Origin of the sequence: Streptomyces sp. NPDC013157 (assembly GCF_042899865.1) — a bacterium.
GTDB lineage: Bacteria > Actinomycetota > Actinomycetes > Streptomycetales > Streptomycetaceae > Streptomyces.
Genome location: NZ_JBIBAK010000003.1, coordinates 428,995 through 445,596, shown reverse-complemented (window position 1 = coordinate 445,596; position 16,602 = coordinate 428,995). Strand labels below are relative to the sequence as shown.

16 protein-coding genes and 1 pseudogene are annotated in these 16,602 nt (G+C 70.4%); 4 read left to right on the top strand and 13 right to left on the bottom strand.

Translation table 11 applies throughout. The annotated features are described in order from the left end of the window. Positions 1 to 18: 18 nt before the first annotated feature. Positions 19 to 1,653 carry a glycoside hydrolase family 13 protein gene (locus ACFY6U_RS12230; protein WP_390037244.1) on the top strand — a complete coding sequence of 545 codons (1,635 nt, stop codon included), beginning with the start codon at positions 19 to 21 and terminating at the stop codon, positions 1,651 to 1,653. 66 nt (positions 1,654 to 1,719) lie between these two features. On the opposite strand, the gene ACFY6U_RS12225 is transcribed toward ACFY6U_RS12230, so the two are convergent. Genes ACFY6U_RS12225 through ACFY6U_RS12210 form a run of 4 tightly spaced genes read right to left on the bottom strand, consistent with a single transcriptional unit; the run spans position 1,720 to position 5,095 of the window. After that, positions 1,720 to 2,538: an ABC transporter ATP-binding protein gene (locus ACFY6U_RS12225; RefSeq protein WP_390037242.1), complete on the bottom strand. Its 819-nt coding sequence runs from the start codon at positions 2,536 to 2,538 to the stop codon at positions 1,720 to 1,722. A gap of 24 nt (positions 2,539 to 2,562) precedes the next feature. Then, positions 2,563 to 3,339, bottom strand: coding sequence for an ABC transporter permease (locus tag ACFY6U_RS12220; protein ID WP_390037240.1), 777 nt, complete (start codon positions 3,337 to 3,339; stop codon positions 2,563 to 2,565). Further along, positions 3,336 to 4,109, bottom strand: coding sequence for an ABC transporter permease (locus ACFY6U_RS12215; RefSeq protein ID WP_390037641.1), 774 nt, complete (start codon positions 4,107 to 4,109; stop codon positions 3,336 to 3,338). Before ACFY6U_RS12215 ends, ACFY6U_RS12220 begins: the two co-directional genes overlap by 4 nt. Before the next feature lie 20 nt (positions 4,110 to 4,129). Beyond that, on the bottom strand, positions 4,130 to 5,095 hold the full coding sequence (locus tag ACFY6U_RS12210) for an ABC transporter substrate-binding protein (RefSeq protein ID WP_390037238.1): 966 nt from the start codon (positions 5,093 to 5,095) through the stop codon (positions 4,130 to 4,132). A gap of 202 nt (positions 5,096 to 5,297) precedes the next feature. Between ACFY6U_RS12210 and ACFY6U_RS12205 the strand changes: the two genes are divergently transcribed. Next, positions 5,298 to 6,017, top strand: coding sequence for a helix-turn-helix domain-containing protein (locus ACFY6U_RS12205; RefSeq protein ID WP_390037236.1), 720 nt, complete (start codon positions 5,298 to 5,300; stop codon positions 6,015 to 6,017). On the opposite strand, the gene ACFY6U_RS12200 is transcribed toward ACFY6U_RS12205, so the two are convergent. The 4 genes from ACFY6U_RS12200 to ACFY6U_RS12185 all read right to left on the bottom strand — a co-directional run bounded on the left by ACFY6U_RS12200 (position 5,968) and on the right by ACFY6U_RS12185 (position 9,685). Beyond that, positions 5,968 to 6,906, bottom strand: a complete 939-nt coding sequence (locus ACFY6U_RS12200; protein ID WP_390037234.1) for a PDR/VanB family oxidoreductase — start codon at positions 6,904 to 6,906, stop codon at positions 5,968 to 5,970. The genes ACFY6U_RS12205 and ACFY6U_RS12200 overlap by 50 nt on opposite strands. Then, on the bottom strand, positions 6,903 to 7,082 hold the full coding sequence (locus ACFY6U_RS12195) for a hypothetical protein (RefSeq protein WP_351496240.1): 180 nt from the start codon (positions 7,080 to 7,082) through the stop codon (positions 6,903 to 6,905). The genes ACFY6U_RS12200 and ACFY6U_RS12195 overlap by 4 nt, the downstream gene beginning before the upstream one ends. After that, positions 7,079 to 8,143, bottom strand: coding sequence for a Rieske 2Fe-2S domain-containing protein (locus tag ACFY6U_RS12190; RefSeq protein ID WP_390037232.1), 1,065 nt, complete (start codon positions 8,141 to 8,143; stop codon positions 7,079 to 7,081). The genes ACFY6U_RS12195 and ACFY6U_RS12190 overlap by 4 nt, the downstream gene beginning before the upstream one ends. Positions 8,144 to 9,331: 1,188 nt before the next feature. Next, positions 9,332 to 9,685, bottom strand: a complete 354-nt coding sequence (locus ACFY6U_RS12185) for an ArsR/SmtB family transcription factor (protein WP_390037230.1) — start codon at positions 9,683 to 9,685, stop codon at positions 9,332 to 9,334. A gap of 110 nt (positions 9,686 to 9,795) precedes the next feature. Between ACFY6U_RS12185 and ACFY6U_RS12180 the strand changes: the two genes are divergently transcribed. After that, complete coding sequence (locus ACFY6U_RS12180; RefSeq protein WP_390037228.1) at positions 9,796 to 10,908, top strand: alkene reductase; 1,113 nt, start codon at positions 9,796 to 9,798, stop codon at positions 10,906 to 10,908. A gap of 335 nt (positions 10,909 to 11,243) precedes the next feature. Here the strand turns inward: ACFY6U_RS12180 and ACFY6U_RS12175 are convergent. The 3 genes and pseudogenes from ACFY6U_RS12175 to ACFY6U_RS12165 form a co-directional block, all read right to left on the bottom strand. After that, positions 11,244 to 11,735 (bottom strand): annotated as a pseudogene (locus ACFY6U_RS12175) (MMPL family transporter); the annotation flags it as partial. Positions 11,736 to 11,821: 86 nt separating this feature from the next. Further along, on the bottom strand, positions 11,822 to 12,616 hold the full coding sequence (locus ACFY6U_RS12170) for a maleylpyruvate isomerase family mycothiol-dependent enzyme (RefSeq protein ID WP_390037226.1): 795 nt from the start codon (positions 12,614 to 12,616) through the stop codon (positions 11,822 to 11,824). A 102-nt stretch (positions 12,617 to 12,718) separates the two neighbouring features. Then, complete coding sequence (locus ACFY6U_RS12165) at positions 12,719 to 13,651, bottom strand: NADP-dependent oxidoreductase (protein ID WP_390037224.1); 933 nt, start codon at positions 13,649 to 13,651, stop codon at positions 12,719 to 12,721. A gap of 200 nt (positions 13,652 to 13,851) precedes the next feature. Between ACFY6U_RS12165 and ACFY6U_RS12160 the strand changes: the two genes are divergently transcribed. Then, positions 13,852 to 14,391, top strand: coding sequence for a MarR family winged helix-turn-helix transcriptional regulator (locus ACFY6U_RS12160; RefSeq protein ID WP_390037222.1), 540 nt, complete (start codon positions 13,852 to 13,854; stop codon positions 14,389 to 14,391). 626 nt (positions 14,392 to 15,017) lie between these two features. On the opposite strand, the gene ACFY6U_RS12155 is transcribed toward ACFY6U_RS12160, so the two are convergent. Beyond that, on the bottom strand, positions 15,018 to 15,668 hold the full coding sequence (locus ACFY6U_RS12155) for an NAD(P)-dependent oxidoreductase (protein ID WP_390037220.1): 651 nt from the start codon (positions 15,666 to 15,668) through the stop codon (positions 15,018 to 15,020). 32 nt (positions 15,669 to 15,700) lie between these two features. After that, positions 15,701 to 16,483: an MBL fold metallo-hydrolase gene (locus ACFY6U_RS12150; protein WP_390037218.1), complete on the bottom strand. Its 783-nt coding sequence runs from the start codon at positions 16,481 to 16,483 to the stop codon at positions 15,701 to 15,703. Between the last annotated feature and the right edge of the window lie 119 nt (positions 16,484 to 16,602).

Below are 16,602 nucleotides of genomic sequence, written 5' to 3'. Positions count from 1 at the left end.
GACAGAAAGGTTCGCCCAGTGGGACAGCCCAGCCATGCCCCGAAGGACCACGAGGACCACGAGGACCGCGAGGACCGCGACTGGTGGCGTTCGGCCGTCATCTACCAGGTGTACGTCCGCAGCTTCGCCGACAGCGACGGCGACGGCACCGGCGACCTCGCGGGCGTCCGCGCCAGGCTGCCGTACCTCGCCGAACTCGGCGTGGACGCGCTGTGGTTCAGCCCCTGGTACCCGTCACCCATGAAGGACGGCGGTTACGACGTCGCCGACTACCGGGCCATCGACCCGGCCTTCGGCACCCTCGCCGAGGCCGAGAAACTCATCGCGGAGGCCAGGGAGCTGGGCATCCGGACGATCGTCGACATCGTCCCCAACCACGTCTCCGACCAGCACCCCTGGTTCCAGGCCGCGCTCGCCGCCGGACCCGGCAGCCCCGAGCGCGAGCTGTTCCACTTCCGCCCCGGCCGCGGCCCGAACGGCGACCTCCCGCCCAACGACTGGCCCTCGCAGTTCGTCGGCTCCACCGAACCGGTCTGGACCCGGCTGCCCGACGGCGACTGGTACCTGCACCTCTTCACGCCCGAACAGCCCGACCTCAACTGGGCCCATCCGGCCGTCCACCAGGAGCACGAGGACATCCTGCGCTTCTGGTTCGAGCGGGGCGTCGCCGGCGTCCGCATCGACTCGGCCGCCCTGCTCGCCAAGGACCCGGACCTGCCCGACCTGGCCACGCACCCGCACCCCCACCCCTTCGTCGACCGCGACGAACTCCACGACGTCTACCGCTCCTGGCGCGCCGTCGCCGAGGCCTACGACGGCGTCTTCGTCGGCGAGGTCTGGCTCCCCGACGCCGAACGCTTCGCCCGCTACCTGCGCCCCGACGAACTCCACACCGCCTTCAACTTCTCCTTCCTGTCCTGCCCCTGGGACGCGGCCCGGCTGCGGACCTCGATCGACACCACCCTCGCCGAGCACGCCCCGGTCGGCGCCCCCGCCACCTGGGTGCTGTGCAACCACGACGTGACCCGTACGGCCACCCGGTACGGCCGCGAGGACACCGGCTTCGACTTCGCGGCCAAGGCCTTCGGCGTCCCGACCGACCTCGCCCTCGGCACCCGCCGGGCCCGCGCGGCCGCCCTGCTGTCCCTGGCCCTGCCCGGCGCGGTCTACATCTACCAGGGCGAGGAGCTGGGGCTGCCGGAGGCCGAGATCCCGGTCGACCGCATCCAGGACCCGATGTACTTCCGGTCCGGCGGCACCGACCCCGGCCGGGACGGCTGCCGGGTGCCGCTGCCCTGGGCGGCCGGGGCGCCGCACGCGGGCTTCGGCTCGCGCGAGGAGCCGTGGCTTCCGCAGCCGGCCGGCTGGGCGTCGTACGCGGTCGACCGGCAGCAGGACGACGCGGACTCCGTGCTCGCCCTCTACCGGCGCGCCGTCGCGCTGCGCCCGCGCTTCGGCGACGGCCCCCTGACCTGGCTGCCCGCCCCCGAGGGCGTCCTCGCCTTCACCCGCGCCGACGGCGTGACGTGCGTGGTCAACCTCGCCGCCGCCCCCGCCGAACTCCCCGCCCACTCCCGACTCCTGCTCAGCAGCGGCCCGCTGGACGACGCCGGCCGGCTGCCGCAGGACACGGCGGCCTGGCTGACGAGCTGAGCCGCCCGGACGTGCGCTGCCTGCGGCTCACCGTCACCGTCAACAAGGGCCGCCCGACGGGCCGGTTCAGCGATGTGGAGGCGTATCCGACTTCGTGACCGGGTCCTCCTCCCGGGGAACCCCGCGCTTCGCCGCCTGGATCTGCTCGTAGACGTGGGTCCGCAGTTCGGCGAAGCGCGGGGCGACCCGCGTGTGCAGCTGGTCGCGGTCGTCCGGCAGATCGACCTTCAGCTGCTCGCGGACGACGGTCGGGGAGGCGGACAGGACGATCACCCGCTGCCCCAGGTAGACCGCCTCGTCGATGTCGTGGGTGACGAACAGGATCGTGATCCCGCGCTCCCGCCACAGCCTCCGGACCAGGTCCTCCAGATCGGCCCGGGTCTGGGCGTCGACGGCGGCGAACGGCTCGTCCATGAGCAGCACCCGGGGCTCGTAGGCGAGGGCGCGGGCGATCGCCACCCGCTGCTGCATACCGCCGGAGAGCTGCCACGGGTAGGCGCCGGCGGCGTCCGCGAGACCGACCGAGCCGAGCGCGTCGGCGACCAGCTCCCTGCGTCGCTCGCGTGGCAGGTGCTTCTGCTTCAGCGGGAGTTCGACGTTCTCGGCGACCCGCATCCAGGGGAACAGGCTGCGGCCGTACTCCTGGAAGACGAACGCCATCCCGGGCGGTGGCCCGGTCACCTTCCGCTCCTCCAGGAGGACTTCACCGCCGGTCGGGGTGAGCAGGCCGCCCATGCACTTCAGCAGGGTGGTCTTGCCGCAGCCCGACGGCCCGACCAGGCAGACGAGTTCACCCGCCGCCACGGTGAAGGTGAGGTCCCGCACCGCCTCCACGCGGCGGCCGGATCCGTCGTAGACCTTCTGCAGACCGCGTACGTCGAGCATGGACCGCCCCTTCGCGAGGTTCATTCAGGACCGCCGGGTTGTCGCGCGCAGCCCGTGGTACCAGCCGAGCACGCGCCGCTCGACCACCTGGAAGACCACCGACAGCGCGAAGCCGAGCAGGCCCAGCAGCAGGATCCCGGTCCACATGTCGGGGATCGCGAACTCGCGCTGGAACTGCACGATGGTGAAACCGAGCCCGTTGCTGGCCGCGAACATCTCGCTGATGACCATCAGGATGATCCCGATCGACAGCGCCTGCCGCAGGCCCGCGAAGATCTGCGGGCTCGCCGAACGCAGCACCAGCGTACGCAGCCGGGCCACGCCTGTGATGCCGTAGGAACGGGCCGTCTCCGCCATCACCGGGTCGACCGCCCGGACGCCCTCGACCGTGTTGAGGAGGATCGGCCAGACGCAGCCGCTGGCGATCACCACGATCTTCATGGAGTCGCCGATGCCCGCGAACAGCATGATGACCGGGACCAGGACGGGCGGCGGCACCGCCCGCAGGAACTCCAGGACCGGTTCGCACACCGCCCGCACCCGCCGGTACGAGCCGATGACCGTGCCCAGGGCCACGCCCACGACGGCCGCCGACGCGTATCCGGCGAGCAGCCGCAGCACACTGCGCAGCAGGTCGTCGCGGAGCCGCTGACCGGTCCAGACGTCCGGGAAGGTCTTCAGGATCGTGCGCAGCGGCGGCCAGTAGACGTTCGTGCTGCCGGCGGAGGCCAGCCACCACAGCGTGACCAGGACGGCGGGCAGGGCGAGGACGTACCCGGCCTTCAGCAGGACGTTTTTCACACCGCCGCCTCCCCGCGCACCGACTGGTGCCAGGCCAGCGCCCGCCGCTCCACCGACCGGGCGCCCACGTTGATGACCAGCCCCAACATCCCGGTCACCACGATCAGGGCGTACATGTCCGGCACCGCCTGCGACGCCTGCGCGACCGCGATCTGCTGCCCCAGCCCCGGTGCGCCGATGACCAGTTCGGCGGTGATGGTGAGGATCAGCGCGACCGCGGCGGCCAGCCGGACGCCGGTCATCACGTACGGCAGCGCGGTCGGCCACAGCACGTGGCGGACCCGGGCCCAGGTGCCGAGGCCGTACGACCGTGCCGTCTCCTCGGCGACCGGGTCGACGTCCTGGACGCCGTACATCACCTGGATCAGGACCTGCCAGAAGGAGGCGTAGACGACGAGCAGGAGGACCGAGCGGAGTTCGGTGCCGTAGAGGAGGATCGCGAGGGGGATCAGGGCGACCGAGGGGATCGGGCGGAGGAACTCGATCGTCGAGGCGGTGGCCGCGCGCAGGTGCGGGACGACGGAGAGGACGACGCCGGCCACGATGCCGGCGCCGACCGCGACGGCCAGGCCCACCGCCCAGCCGGTGAGGGTCTCGCCGAGCGCCGACCAGAAGGCCCCGTCGGTGAGTTCGGTACCGAGGGCACGGGCGATCCGGCTGGTCGGCGGGAAGTAGTCCGCCTTGACCAGGCCGAGCCGCGGCACCGCCTCGCCGAGGGCGAGGAAGGCCGCGAGCCCGGCCGCCCCCAGCACGGCGTTCAGACCCTGCACGGGACCTTTCACGGCTTTGGTCACGGCAGCAGCTTGTCCAGGTCGGGGGCCGTCTTGAAGAGGCCGTCCTGCTCGCTGAGCTTCTCCAGCGTCTCGATCGACGAACGGTTCGCCTCGGCGGGCCACTTGGGCAGCGTCACCTCGGCCAGGACGTCCGCCGGGGTCTTGGTGTAGGTGGTGACGATCTGCCGGACCTCGTCCGGGTGCGCGTCGGCGTAGGACAGCGACTCCGCGACGGCCTCCTGGAACTTCTTCACGACGGCCGGGTTCTTCTGCGCGTAGGACGTCGACGTGAAGTACATGGCCACCGTGAGGTTCTGCGCCACGTCGACCAGCGGCGAGGCGATCTCGGTGGCGCCCTGGAGCTTCATGGTCGCAAGCGCGGGCTCGACGGCCATCGCCGCGTCGATCCGGCCCTTGTCGAGCGCGGCCGGCATCTGGTCGAAGGCCAGCTCGACGAAGTTCACCTTGTCCGGGTCGCCGCCCGCCTTGCGGACGGACTCGCGCACGGCGGTCTCGTTGATGTTCTTCAGCGTGTTGACGGCGACCTTCTTGCCCTCCAGCTGCTGCGGCGACGTGATGCTGCTGCCCTTCTTCACGACCAGCCCGCCGAAGTCCTTGCCGGCCACGCCCGTCGAAGCCACGCCGTTGGCGATCGCCTGCACCGGCACACCGTTGGACCGGGCGATCATCAGCGAGGTCATGTTGGAGAACCCGAACTGGAACTGACCACTCGTCACACCCGGCACGATGGCCGCGCCGCCCTGCGCGAGTGTCGTCGACAGCTTCAGGCCGCGCTTGCTGAAGAAGCCCTCCTTCTGGCCGAGATAGAGGGGGGCCACGTCGACGATGGGGATGATCCCCACCTTGACCGTGGTGGTGCCGCCCGACGAGCCGGCAGTCGACGACGAGCCCCCGGAGGAGCCGCAGGCCGCCGTGGCGAGCAGGAAGGTGCCGGCCGCGAGACCGGCGAGCAGACGACGCATGGCTCCTCCTGTGCAGACAACGGTGTTCCGACAGGCTGTGCGCACCGCGCACAGTGGTGCTCGATCGGGGGGTGCTGAGCGGGACGGTAGAACCGGCCGGAGGAGCGGGTCAATGGGGTTGGCTGACAAAATTGTTGACAGTTATCGAACCGCGCTCTCACCGTGTTCCAGGTGTCGGCCAAGTCGGACCGGGGAGGCGACGATGCCCGTGAACGCCCGCGCACCGCACTTCGTGAGGTCCTTCGAGCGTGGCCTCGCCGTCATCCGCGCCTTCGACGCCGAGCATCCGGCGCACACGCTCAGCGAGGTGGCCCGCGCCTGCGACCTGACCCGCGCCGCCGCCCGCCGCCTGCTGCTCACCCTCGCCGACCTGGGATACGTGCGCTCGGACGGCCGCCTGTTCCGCCTCACCCCGCGCATCCTCGAACTCGGCTACGCCTACCTCTCCGGCCTCGACCTGCCGCGTCTCGCCGCCCCCTACCTGGAGCAACTCGTGTCGCTGGTGGGGGAGTCGGCGGCGCTGTGCGTCCTGGAGGGGGACGAGGCCGTCTGCGTCGCGCAGGTGCCGGCCCGCAGGGTCATGGCGGCGGCCGTCGCGGTGGGCGCGCGCTTCCCCGCGCACGGTACGGCGGTGGGCCGCGCGATGCTGAACTTGCCGGAGGCGGCAGGCGCCGCGGAGTACGTGCTGCTCGACGGCGACCCCGAGGACGGCGTGACGACACTGGCCGCCCCGGTCCGGGACCGGGGCGGCCAGGTGGTGGCCGGGGTGAGCCTGGCGGTGCACTCCGGGCGGATGTCCGCCACGACGGTCCGCCGCGATCTGCTGCCGCGTCTCCGGGCGGCCGTGGCGGCGATCGAGGCGGACCTGCGGATCACAGATCCAGCACCAGACGCGTCCCTCGGCACCGCGACACACAGATGAGCATGGTCTCCCCGGCCGCCCGTTCCTCCTCGGTGAGCACCGAGTCCCGGTGGTCCGGGTCGCCTTCGAGGACGTCCGTCTCACACGTCCCGCAGGTGCCCTCGGTGCACGAGTAGAGCACCTCGACCCCGGCGGCCCGGACGGTGTCGAGCACGGAGACGCCGGGCGCGACGGTGACGGTACGACCGCTCTGCGCGAGGACGACCTCGAACTCCCGCTCCTCGCCCGCCTCCTGGGCCTTCGGCTGGAACCGCTCGACCCGCAGCACGCCGGCCGGGCAGCGCCCCTCCACCGCGTCCAGCAACGGTCCTGGACCGCAGCAGTACACGAGGGTGCCGTCCGGGATGTCGTCGAGGACGGCGGCCAGGTCCAGCAGTCCCGTCTCGTCCTGCGGGGCGACGGTGACCCGTTCGTCCCCGTACCGCGCCAACTCACCGGTGAACGCCATGGATTGACGGCTCCGGCCGCCGTACAGCAGCGTCCACTCGGCGCCCGCGGCCTCGGCGGCGGCGAGCATAGGCAGGATCGGGGTGATGCCGATGCCGCCCGCGACGAACCGGTAGCGGGGGGCGGGTTCGAGCCGGAAGTGGTTCCGCGGCCCGCGCACCCGCACCTTGTCGCCGACACCCAACTGCTCGTGGACGTGGGCGGATCCGCCCCGCCCGTCCGGTTCCCTGAGCACCGCGATCCGCCAGCCGGACCGGTCCCCGGGCTCCCCGCAGAGCGAGAACTGCCGTTCCAGCTCCGGCCCGAGCACGACATCGACGTGGGCGCCGGGCTCCCATCCGGGCAGCTCCTCGCCCAGCGGATGGCTCAGGGTCAGGGCGACGACTCCCTCGGCCGCCGACACGCGCTCGGCGACGACGAGTTCGGCTTCGTACAGGCTCATGGGGTGCGCTCCGGGGGCTGGTGTCCTTCGGGGTGGCCGAGCATCCACTCCCACATCTCGACCGGGTCCTGGGCGGTGTGCTCGGCTCCGCAGTGACAGGTGCCGTGCAGCACGTCGGTGCCCGGCAGCCAGTCGATGCGGTAGATCTCACCGGTCTCGCCGGTCGGTGCGGTCACAGGACCTTCTCCACGGGCTTGTCGCCCTCCTCGACCAGCCGGGCGAGGATACGGCGGGCGGCGAGGCCGCCGGTGTCGATGTTGATGCTCAGTTCCTGGTAGCCGGCCCGCTCCGAACCCAGCGTCTTCTGGAGGAGGTTGAGGGCGTCCACGTCCTGCATCACCACCGTGTGGTTGTTTCCCCGCAGGAACTCGGTGACCTCGGCGTCGTCCGTCGCCCAGTCCCGGGAGACCATCCAGAAGTCGTACACCTTGCCGTCCGAGGACGGGGTGATCGCATAGGTGATCTCGGTGTGGAAGCCGTTCGGGTCGCTGCCGTCGGCCTCCGGCACCACGCCGACCGGCGCGATCCGGCTGTGCAGCAGATACAGGCACGGCGCGTGGTACTCGATGTCCTGCCAGCGGGTGATCCGGCCCTCGATCCCGGTCGAACGGGCGTAGAACGGCGGGCATTCGGCGTCGTCCATGTGCCGGCTGACCCGCACGATCCCGGCGCCCTCGTCGACCTCCGTGGTGATGGGCGTCTCGGCGACCTCGGGGGTGCCTATGTACCCGCCGTGCAGGTAGGTCTCGTGGGAGAGGTCGAGGAGGTTGTCGACGAGGAGGCCGTAGTCGGCGTCGATGGGCTCCATGCCCCGCACGGTCGTCCAGCCGGGGGCGTCGAGGTGACGCGCCCGCGGTATGGACTGCGGGTCGGCGAGCGCGGGGTCGCCGATCCACACCCACACCAGGGAGTCCTGCTCGACGACCGGGTAGGAGGCGACGCGGGCGGTGCGCGGGATGCGTTTCTGGCCCGGCACGTACACACACGCGCCGGTCCGGTCGTAGGTGAACCCGTGGTACCCGCACACGATCCGGTCGCCGTCGAGCCCGCTCTCCGACAGCGGGTAACGGCGGTGCACACAGCGGTCGTTGAGCGCGACGGGCGTGCCGTCCTCCTCGGCCCGGTAGAACACGAGGGGTTCCCCGAGGATCGTCCGCCCGAGCAACTCCCGCCCGACCTCGTGACTGTAGGCGGCGACGTACCACTGGTTCCTGGCGAAGGCGGTCGTGTGAGGCATGGGGTTCCCGTCCCTGTCGGCGGGGCTCCGTCGCCCCGCGTGCCGTGGTTGGAATCAGGGTCGTGAAGCCTGCATCGGCTCGGCAAGACGGCTTCTGCCAGGCGGAAGAACTTCTGCAGAGAGGCTGGTCAGAGCCTTGTTCTGTCAGCCTCTAGTTGCCAGGGTGGAGTGCCGCGTGGTGCGGCCGTTCGGTTCGCGCTCGGGGGAGCCGGAGGCGGTGGCGGCGAGTGCGACTACTCGCAGGGCGGCGTTAATCGCCCAATAAGGTCCAGTTAGTTTCAATTGCGATACTTCTTAGTTGGTGGATGCTCGGTACAGCGGCAAGAATCAGCATCGACACAGGTCAACTACTGTTCGTTTGGGAGTCTGGGGCCCTCGGGGCGAATCCGGGGCGAATCCGCACCCTTTCAGGCTGTTGAGCATGTTGCCGCTGGTCAGGGTGGTGTGAGGTCGCGTGTTGGTTCACCTTGCGGGTGGGGGTGGCGCGGCGAGCAGTCGGACCGATGAGCCGCTGAAGAGGCACTGAGTGGCGGTGGCTCGGCTGCCAAGGGCGGGGGCTGACCAGCGGATTCTTCGCTGCTGGTGGCGGTCGCCTTTCGTGATCATGTCCTGCGGAAAGGTCTTCAGGCGGGACGGCTGATGCGTGACGGCCCGGGATTGACGGTTCCTGGCCGAAACCGACCTGCCGAGCGTTTCAGGGGCCGTCCAGGAGCCGCCCGGTGGTCGGGCCATGTGGCAGAGGCCCCGCCGCCTCGCGCGGCAGCCGGCGCTCTCGCAACATCCGGTACCCCACCGGAACTGCCGTTCCTCGGCGCCGACATCAGCACAGCCTCGGTCGGCTCGCCGTCACCGACGCCGAACTGGAAAATCTTGGTACCTCGACGAGTTCATGGGTCCGCGAGGCCCCTTGAGTGGCGCTCGTGTAAGTCCTGCTCTTGGCTGGGCAGTTGGGGGCACATTTGTCGGCGGCCAGTAGAAGTGGCTCTGATCCACTTCTTGCGGTCCGGTGACGGGCAGTCACAGGCGCCTGGAAGAATGGCCGTTCGCGTGAATGGAGCGTGCTCTCGACGGTCTTTGGCCATCTGCCGTCTGTGGTGATCGAGGAGGTCGTGCTCGACGATGCCGCGCTGTCCTTATGCCGCTGCGGCGGGTCCGGTATTTCACGTTCAGCAGGGGCACCTTGGAGCGTCAGGCGCTGTCGGCGTTCGTGTAGGGCGTCACGCGGCCCACGCTCTCCTTGAGGGCGAGGTCGAGCAGTCCGGGGAACCGCTGGTCCAGTTCTTCCTTGCGCAGAGTGTTGATGCGGCGGGTGCCGACGTCGTGCTGCCGGATGACACCGGCCTCGCGCAGGACGCGAAAGTGGCGGGTGAGTACGGACGGGGTCACGTCCTGCGTGAAGCCGCTGCAGGCCAGACCAGGGGAGGCGGCAAGAGTGACGACGATGGTGAGCCGGGTCTCGTCGGTGAGCGCGCTCATGATCTTGAAGAGGTCGAAGTCCTCCATGTCGGGATGGACGAGCGGGGACGCGGTGCGGCTGGCCATGAAGGAAGAGTAGCGCCCCGGCTCATGTTCGCGTTTGTGCGTACATGGGATACGGTGCAGGACGGGGATGACCTTCTTCCCCCTGTCCACCACATTGCCCAAGGATGCCCATGCCCGCCAACACCTCAGAACCCACGTCCGCTCCCTCGCTCTTCTCCCCCGTCTCCCTCGGGAAGATCGAGCTTGCCAACCGCGTCGTCATGGCACCGCTGACCCGGGTACGGGCCGGTTCCTCCGGCATCCCCGGAGACCTGATGGTCGAGTACTACCGACAGCGGGCGAGCGTCGGAATGATCATCACCGAGGCCACCTACCCCGATCATGCATCGCTGGGGTGGGTCGGCGCGCCGGGCATCGCCACCGACGAGCAGGCGGCCGGCTGGCAGCGGGTCGTCGAGGCGGTGCACGCCCAGGGTGGCCGCATCGTCGTGCAGATCATGCACGCCGGCCGCGCCACCCACCCCGACATCAACGGTGGTCGGCGCGTCCTCGCCCCCAGCGCGATTGCCATCGACGGCAAGGCGTTCACGGAGAAGGGCGAGCAGCCCTTCCCCGTACCGGAGGCGATGACCACCGCTGAGGCACAGACAGCCGTGGAGGACTTCGTCGCAGCGGCCCGCCGGGCCATCGAGGCGGGCGCGGACGGTGTGGAAATCCACGGCGCCAATGGCTATCTGCTCCACCAGTTCCTCTCCCCGGGGGCCAACCACCGCAGCGATGAGTACGGCGGGTCGCCGCGAAACCGGGCGCGCTTCGTCGTCGATGTGGTCACGGCGGTCGCGAAGGCCGTGGGGGCAGAGCGGGTCGGGCTGCGGATCTCGCCGGAGATCAACATTTCGGACACCTTCGAGACCGACCGGGATGACGTCCTGGCCACCTACGGCACTCTGGCGGACCAGCTGCGCCCACTGGGCCTGGCCTACCTTTCGGTGCTGCACAGCGAGCCGGGGGGCGAGCTGGTACAGGAGTTGCGGCAGCGCTTCAACGGCAAGCTGATCGTCAACAGCGGTTTCCTCGGGGGGCAGACCACCCGGGAGGACGCGACGCAGTTGATCGAGGCCGACCATGCCGACGCCGTGGTCGTCGGCAGGGCCCTGATCGCCAACCCCGACCTGGTCGAACGCTGGCAGAACGGGCACCCCGAGAACGAGCCGCGGCCGGAACTCTTCTACGCGCCGAGCGCGGAAGGCTACACCGACTACCCCTTCCTCCAGGCGGGCTGAGGTCTCACGGTCACGCCAGGGCCGTGGCGGAGATGTCGGCGAGTTGATCGGACTGCTGTGGGCTGAGGCGGTCGATGACCAGCTGACGCACGTGCCGACTGTGGCCGGGGGCCGCCTGGGGCAGTGCTGCCGGCAGACCCCCGCAGGGTGATCTGGACGTGGCCGGCGCGAGAGTCGCCGCGCCATGCGGCCCGTCGCTGCGCCCCGGGGCGTCGACTTCGTCCGCGACGACACCTCCGGCGGCGCGGCCTACAAGGTCTACCTGGCACAGGCGGGAGCGTATGGCTTCAACGCCTGACGGCCTGACCGCGTGAACCACCGCACCCTGCCGGGGAGTCGTCCTCGGCACGGTGCGGTGGGAGGAAGTGCGGAAGCCACCAGGCCCGGTCGCCGAAGATCGCCATGACGGCCGGCACCAGCGCCGTGCGGTCGACTGACGAAAGCGTCCAACAGGACGCTGATGCAGAGCGCGAAGCCCTTGCCCTTGATGACCTGCATGTCGGCGAGGACGAAGGAGCCGAAGACCGCGGTCATGATGAGCGCGGCGGCCGTGACGATCTTCGCACCATGCCCGAAGTCCCTGACCGCCGCGTCGGCCGGTGGCGCACCGTGGGCGTACTCCTCCCGCATCCGAGACCGCCGCCTGGCGGCGGCACCCAGGCCCATGACGGTGAGGAAAGGGATGCTCACCACGGACAGCGCGATCACCACGGTGGCGCCGGCGAAGACCACCGTGCCGCTTGCCGTACCGGTCGCGAGTCCCGCGGATTCCTTCGGGTCCGTCCCGTCCGCACCTGGGTCTGGTGGCGGGAGACGATGAAACGAGCGGGCGGCGGAAACGCGCGTTTTCCTCAGCGATCACGGAGCTTCGGAGGGCCGGCCGCCCGCGTTCGGCCGTGCCGGTCGGTGGCCGCTAGAAGCCGGGGAAGACCCGTCGCAGGTCGTCGAGGGTGAGGGAGTCGCTCGCCAGCGACACATCGCTCGGCGTGTGCGCGGGTGCGTGACGCCCGGTGGTCAGGCGCAGCCACCACTCCGCCGGTGCGTTCAGGACGGCGTCGGGCCGGTCCGGCTCATCGGTGAGCGTGATTGCGTTCCCCACCTCCAGTCCGAAGGTGCGCTCGGGTGCGGTGGTGTGGACGGCTATGCGGACCGGGCGGGTGTCCAGGGCGTCGGCCTTGCCGAGGAAGTCCAGGAATGCGCCGCCCTGGTCGAGGAGGAGTCCGGTCATAGCGGAGAGCAGGGGCGCCTTGTGATCGAAGGCGACCTCCACGTCCCAGGTGTGGTGGGCGAACTCCGTGAGCCGCACGCCGGACACCGTGGCCACATCGACCGCCGCGGGCAGGAAACCGAGGTCGACCCTCAGGTCCTTGCGCGTCTTTGCGTCGAGGCCCTCGTATCGGCTGACCAGCGCTTCGTCGGCAGCCACGAAGCCTTCGGCCCGCTCGATGGGTGACATGTCGTCCCAGCGCGCCCACACGGACTTGTTGAAGTCCCCGTCGGGCGCGCCGGTGGCGTTCAACGCGCCCTCCAGGACTGCCAGGCTTATCTCGGCGCCACTGCCCAGATGGCTGAGCACCTGCGACACGTCCCACCCTGTAGCCCCGGAGGGCCGGGCGAGGTCGGCGGAGGCGAGGCCGTGCACCACGGTCGTCAGATAGTCGTGTCCGCTGCGCAGGGCATCGATGGTCTGGTCGGCACGGTCGGTCATATGCGTTTCTCCGAATAGGCATGAGGAAGGGAGATACAAGAGGGAAAGGAAGCGTGGACGTGACGGGGGCGACCGCACCCGCGGGTTCGCCCGCGGCCTCGGTCAGGGGACCAGGACGATCTTGCCGCGGGTGTGCCGCTGCTCCAGCTCCGCGAAGGCGTCGGCGACGCGGTCGAGCGGGTACGTGGCGGCGATCGGGATCTCGACGGCACCTGAGGCGACCAGGTCGACCAGTTCGACCAGGATCTCGCGTGCGGTCGCGTTGTGGCGGCCGTCGGTCCTGGCGCCGATCTCCGCCGCGCGTTGCATGGCGACGGTGGTCTGGATGCGGTCCGGTCGTATGCCGAGGTCGAGGGCGAGGTCGAGGTACTCCGGTCCGTAGAGGTCGATGAACGCGTCGATTCCGCGCGGTCCCGCCGCCTGCTCCAGCCGCTCGCGCAGGCCGGCCCCGTACGGCACCGGGGAGACGCCGTGTTTGTCCAGCCACTCGGCGTTGGCCGGGGAAGCGATGCCGAGCACACGCACATCCTGATGGGCGAGCATCTGCACGAGGAACGTGCCGACCCCGCCCGCGGCGGCGGACACCGCGACCGTCTCCCCGGGCTTGGGAGCGACGGCGCGTGCGGCGGCGTAGGCAGTGGCGCCGACCATGTGCAGCGAGCCCGCTACCTCCCAGCTCAGCTGCGGAGGCTTGGCCACCAGGTGGGCCGCCGGGACGGCCACGTGCGTCGCCTGCGCGGACGACACGGGCGTCCAGCCCAGCACCTCGTCACCGACGGCATGTCCGTCGGCCTCCGCGCCGACGGCAACGACGACTCCGGCGAGGTCGCTGCCCTGGCGGGACGGGAAGACCACCGGGAACAGATCCCGGACCACCCCGGAGCGGATCATCGTGTCGAAGGGGTTGACGCCGGCGGCGCGGACTTCGACGACGACTTCCGCTGGGCCCGGCTCGGGCATCGGGACGTCGGTGACGTACAGGACGTCACGATCGCCGTACTGGTCGAAACGCACGGTCCGTGCCGTTCGGTTCATGTCTTCTCCGTGATGTGCGAGGCCGGCCGGGGGCCGGATATGGCTGATGTCTTCCTGCACGGGCGGCGTGGCCGGGCACCGGAAGTCGTAGTGCCGCCCTGGTGGTCATGGCGTCTCCCGTGATGTCCAAAGGTTCAAATTTGAACTCGCCATTCACGATAGAGTGGGGTTTGAATTTGAACAACGGGGAGAGGTGTGGTGTGGGTCATACGCGTTGGCTGAATGACGACGAGAAGCGTGCCTGGACGGCCTTCACCACCGCGCACGCGCTGCTGTACCGGCGGTTGGAGCAGCGGCTCAAGCGGGATCACGGGCTGTCGGGCCTGCAGTATGAGATCCTCGCCCGGCTCAGCGGGGCACCGGAGCGGGAGATGCGGATGGCCGAGCTGGCGGGCGCCCTGGTCAACTCCAAGAGCGGGCTGACCTATCAGATCGGGCAGATGGAGAAGTCCGGGCTGGTGCGCCGACGAACCTGTCCCGGTGACGAGCGTGCGGTCTACGCCGTCCTCGCCGAGGAGGGCATGGCCCTGCTGGAGCGGGCGGCGCCCGGCCACGTGGAGACGGTCCGGGAGCTGCTCTTCGACGCGCTCACGCCCGACCAGGTGCGCGCTCTCGCCGACGGTCTCGGCGAAGCGACCCGGCGCATGACCGACGGATCCGGCGAAGCGAGGCGCCCTGTGGCCGACGACAAAGAATGCCCGGCCTCCGGCTCCGAGGCTGTCGCCGATCTCAGCACCTGAAGGTCGGTCCCGGCGGATGCGCCGCCCGTGGTGGCCGGCCCGCACGCGGCGGCCTGGTGCTGAAACCGGTCACCATCCCCGGCTGTATTGGCGCGGAACGCGCAGGTACTGTCGGCCGAGCTGGGGCCCTGGCATGTCCGCGCCCCGCCCACCGTCTATCACCTTGATTCCTGGCCGAGGTTCGCCCCGAGCCGTCCAGTCCGGAACGAGGACGACCTCATCCCTGGCGGGCCGGCCTCAACCACCTCGAAACCCGGTGCGAGCCGGACCGGCGACAGCTTCCCCACCGGATCATCGTCGGCTCCGAATCCTGTCCCACCCGCATCGGCTCGCTACGGCGACCGGGTGCCGGCCCCCCTCACCTCATCGGCGACTTCCCCCGGGCCGGCTGCGACCACCTCGGCGAGGCCGGCCTCGGCCGGATCGGCTTCACCGGCGAGGACGGCTTCCACCCACACCGCCTACGACGGCCGCGCCCTCGCAGTCGTCCGCCCGACCGGCCCGGGTGGCATCACCGTCCACGTCTCCGCTCCGGAGTGCGAACCCGTCACCGGGAACCCGCGCGCGAGGGCCATGACGTGGGATTTCGCCCCGGGGTCTGCCGAGAGGGGGTGCCAGGTGCCGGTTCAGTAGCCGACGGTGAAGCGCCGGCCCAGGTGCCGGGGGTTCTCGATCTCGTCCACGAGGGCGGCGGCGTAGTCCTCGTAGGAGATGCGGGCCTGTCCGTCCTCACCGGTGACCGGGTGGTCGAGGCCGGTGCGGTAGTGGCCGGTGCGCTGACCAGGTGCGAAGTGCACGGGCGGAGGGGAGAGGTACGTCCAGCTGATGCCGTCGCCCTCGGGTAGGGCGAGGTAGGCGTCGAGGGCCTGGATCTGGCCGATGGCGTACGGCTTGAACTCCTCGGGGAAGCCGGGGGCGTCGTAGAAGCGCACGCCCTCGGGGTTGAGCAGGCTGGCGCCACCGCCCATGTGCAGGATGCGCGGGCCGGTGGGGCCCAGGGCGCGCACGGCCTCGGCGACGGTGGCCACGGCGTCGGTGTACAGCCGTGCGTCGGGTCCGCCGACGGTCAGCACCAGCGCGTCGGCGTCCTTGGCCACGGCGGCGACCGTATCGGGGTCGGTGACGTCGCCGGACACCGCCCGCACCCCGCTGGGGATCGAGTCCATCCGGGAGAGGGCGCGGGCCACCGCGGTGACCTCGTGGCCGCGGGCCGCGGCCTCGGTGACGACTCGGGAGCCCGCCTTTCCGGCGGCCCCGAACACGACGATCCTGCTCATCACTGTGCTCGCTTTCCTTGTTGTACGGGGGCTCAGGCGTTCTGCGCGCCGAACAGGTACTGGTTGCCGATGTCGATCAGGAACGGGCCGCCGTAGGCCGGGTAGCGTTCCATGATCGCCTTCTTGTACGCCTCGCCGTCGTCGTCGAGCAGTGCGCGTGCGTCGGCCAGGTAGCGGCGCAGCTCGGGGTACACCTGGGGCCCGGCGGGCAGGCCGTGTCCGGCCAGGATCGTGTCGTACGACTGGTCGGCGGCCAGGGTGTCGACGGCCTGCTGCCAGCCGGCGATGTCGTTGTTGCCCAGGAACAGGTGGGTGGCGTGGTAGACGAGGTCCTGGGCGACCAGTACGCCCTGCTCAGGCAGTTTGATGACGAGTTCGTCGGCGGCCTCACCGCCGGAGACGGCCTCGAAGACGAACGGCACGCCGTCGATGACCTCCGTGCCCGGGGTGATGTCGACGGTCGGGGTGATGTCGGCGACCGGGATGACGACGCCGGTCGGGTCCTGGGCGTCGCCCTGGGCGACGATCTGCTGGCGGACCGCGGGCAGGGCGTGCACGGGTGCGCCGAAGCGGGCGGCGCCGTGGAAGTGGTCCGGGTGGGCGTGGGTGATGATCAGCCGGTCCAGCGGCTTGCCCAGCCCCTTCGCGTACGCCACCACCTCGTCGGCGTACGCCAGCGCGTACTGCGCGTCGACGGCGACGACGCGGGCCGGGGTCTCGATCAGCTGGGTGGTGACATTCAGACTGTCGTCCGGCGCCATGTAGCTGTGGACGCGAACCGCGCCCTTGTCGATGACCGTGACAGTGCCGTTCATGGTGGGCTTCCCTCTGGTCGTACTGGTCGTGTTCGCACGGCATCGGATCAGCCGTCGCCTTGACCACTGTCACCGGTCAGCTCTGGCCGGGCGAGATACGCTGGAGACTCTTGATGGTC

Coding starts and splice junctions, on each gene's coding strand:
- ACFY6U_RS12225 (WP_390037242.1), bottom strand. CDS start 2,538: ATGCTCGACGTACGCGGTCTGCAGAAGGTCTACGACGGATCCGGCCGC.
- ACFY6U_RS12210 (WP_390037238.1), bottom strand. CDS start 5,095: ATGCGTCGTCTGCTCGCCGGTCTCGCGGCCGGCACCTTCCTGCTCGCC.
- ACFY6U_RS12205 (WP_390037236.1), top strand. CDS start 5,298: ATGCCCGTGAACGCCCGCGCACCGCACTTCGTGAGGTCCTTCGAGCGT.
- ACFY6U_RS12200 (WP_390037234.1), bottom strand. CDS start 6,906: ATGAGCCTGTACGAAGCCGAACTCGTCGTCGCCGAGCGCGTGTCGGCG.
- ACFY6U_RS12190 (WP_390037232.1), bottom strand. CDS start 8,143: ATGCCTCACACGACCGCCTTCGCCAGGAACCAGTGGTACGTCGCCGCC.
- ACFY6U_RS12185 (WP_390037230.1), bottom strand. CDS start 9,685: ATGGCCAGCCGCACCGCGTCCCCGCTCGTCCATCCCGACATGGAGGAC.
- ACFY6U_RS12180 (WP_390037228.1), top strand. CDS start 9,796: ATGCCCGCCAACACCTCAGAACCCACGTCCGCTCCCTCGCTCTTCTCC.
- ACFY6U_RS12170 (WP_390037226.1), bottom strand. CDS start 12,616: ATGACCGACCGTGCCGACCAGACCATCGATGCCCTGCGCAGCGGACAC.
- ACFY6U_RS12165 (WP_390037224.1), bottom strand. CDS start 13,651: ATGAACCGAACGGCACGGACCGTGCGTTTCGACCAGTACGGCGATCGT.
- ACFY6U_RS12155 (WP_390037220.1), bottom strand. CDS start 15,668: ATGAGCAGGATCGTCGTGTTCGGGGCCGCCGGAAAGGCGGGCTCCCGA.
- ACFY6U_RS12150 (WP_390037218.1), bottom strand. CDS start 16,483: ATGAACGGCACTGTCACGGTCATCGACAAGGGCGCGGTTCGCGTCCAC.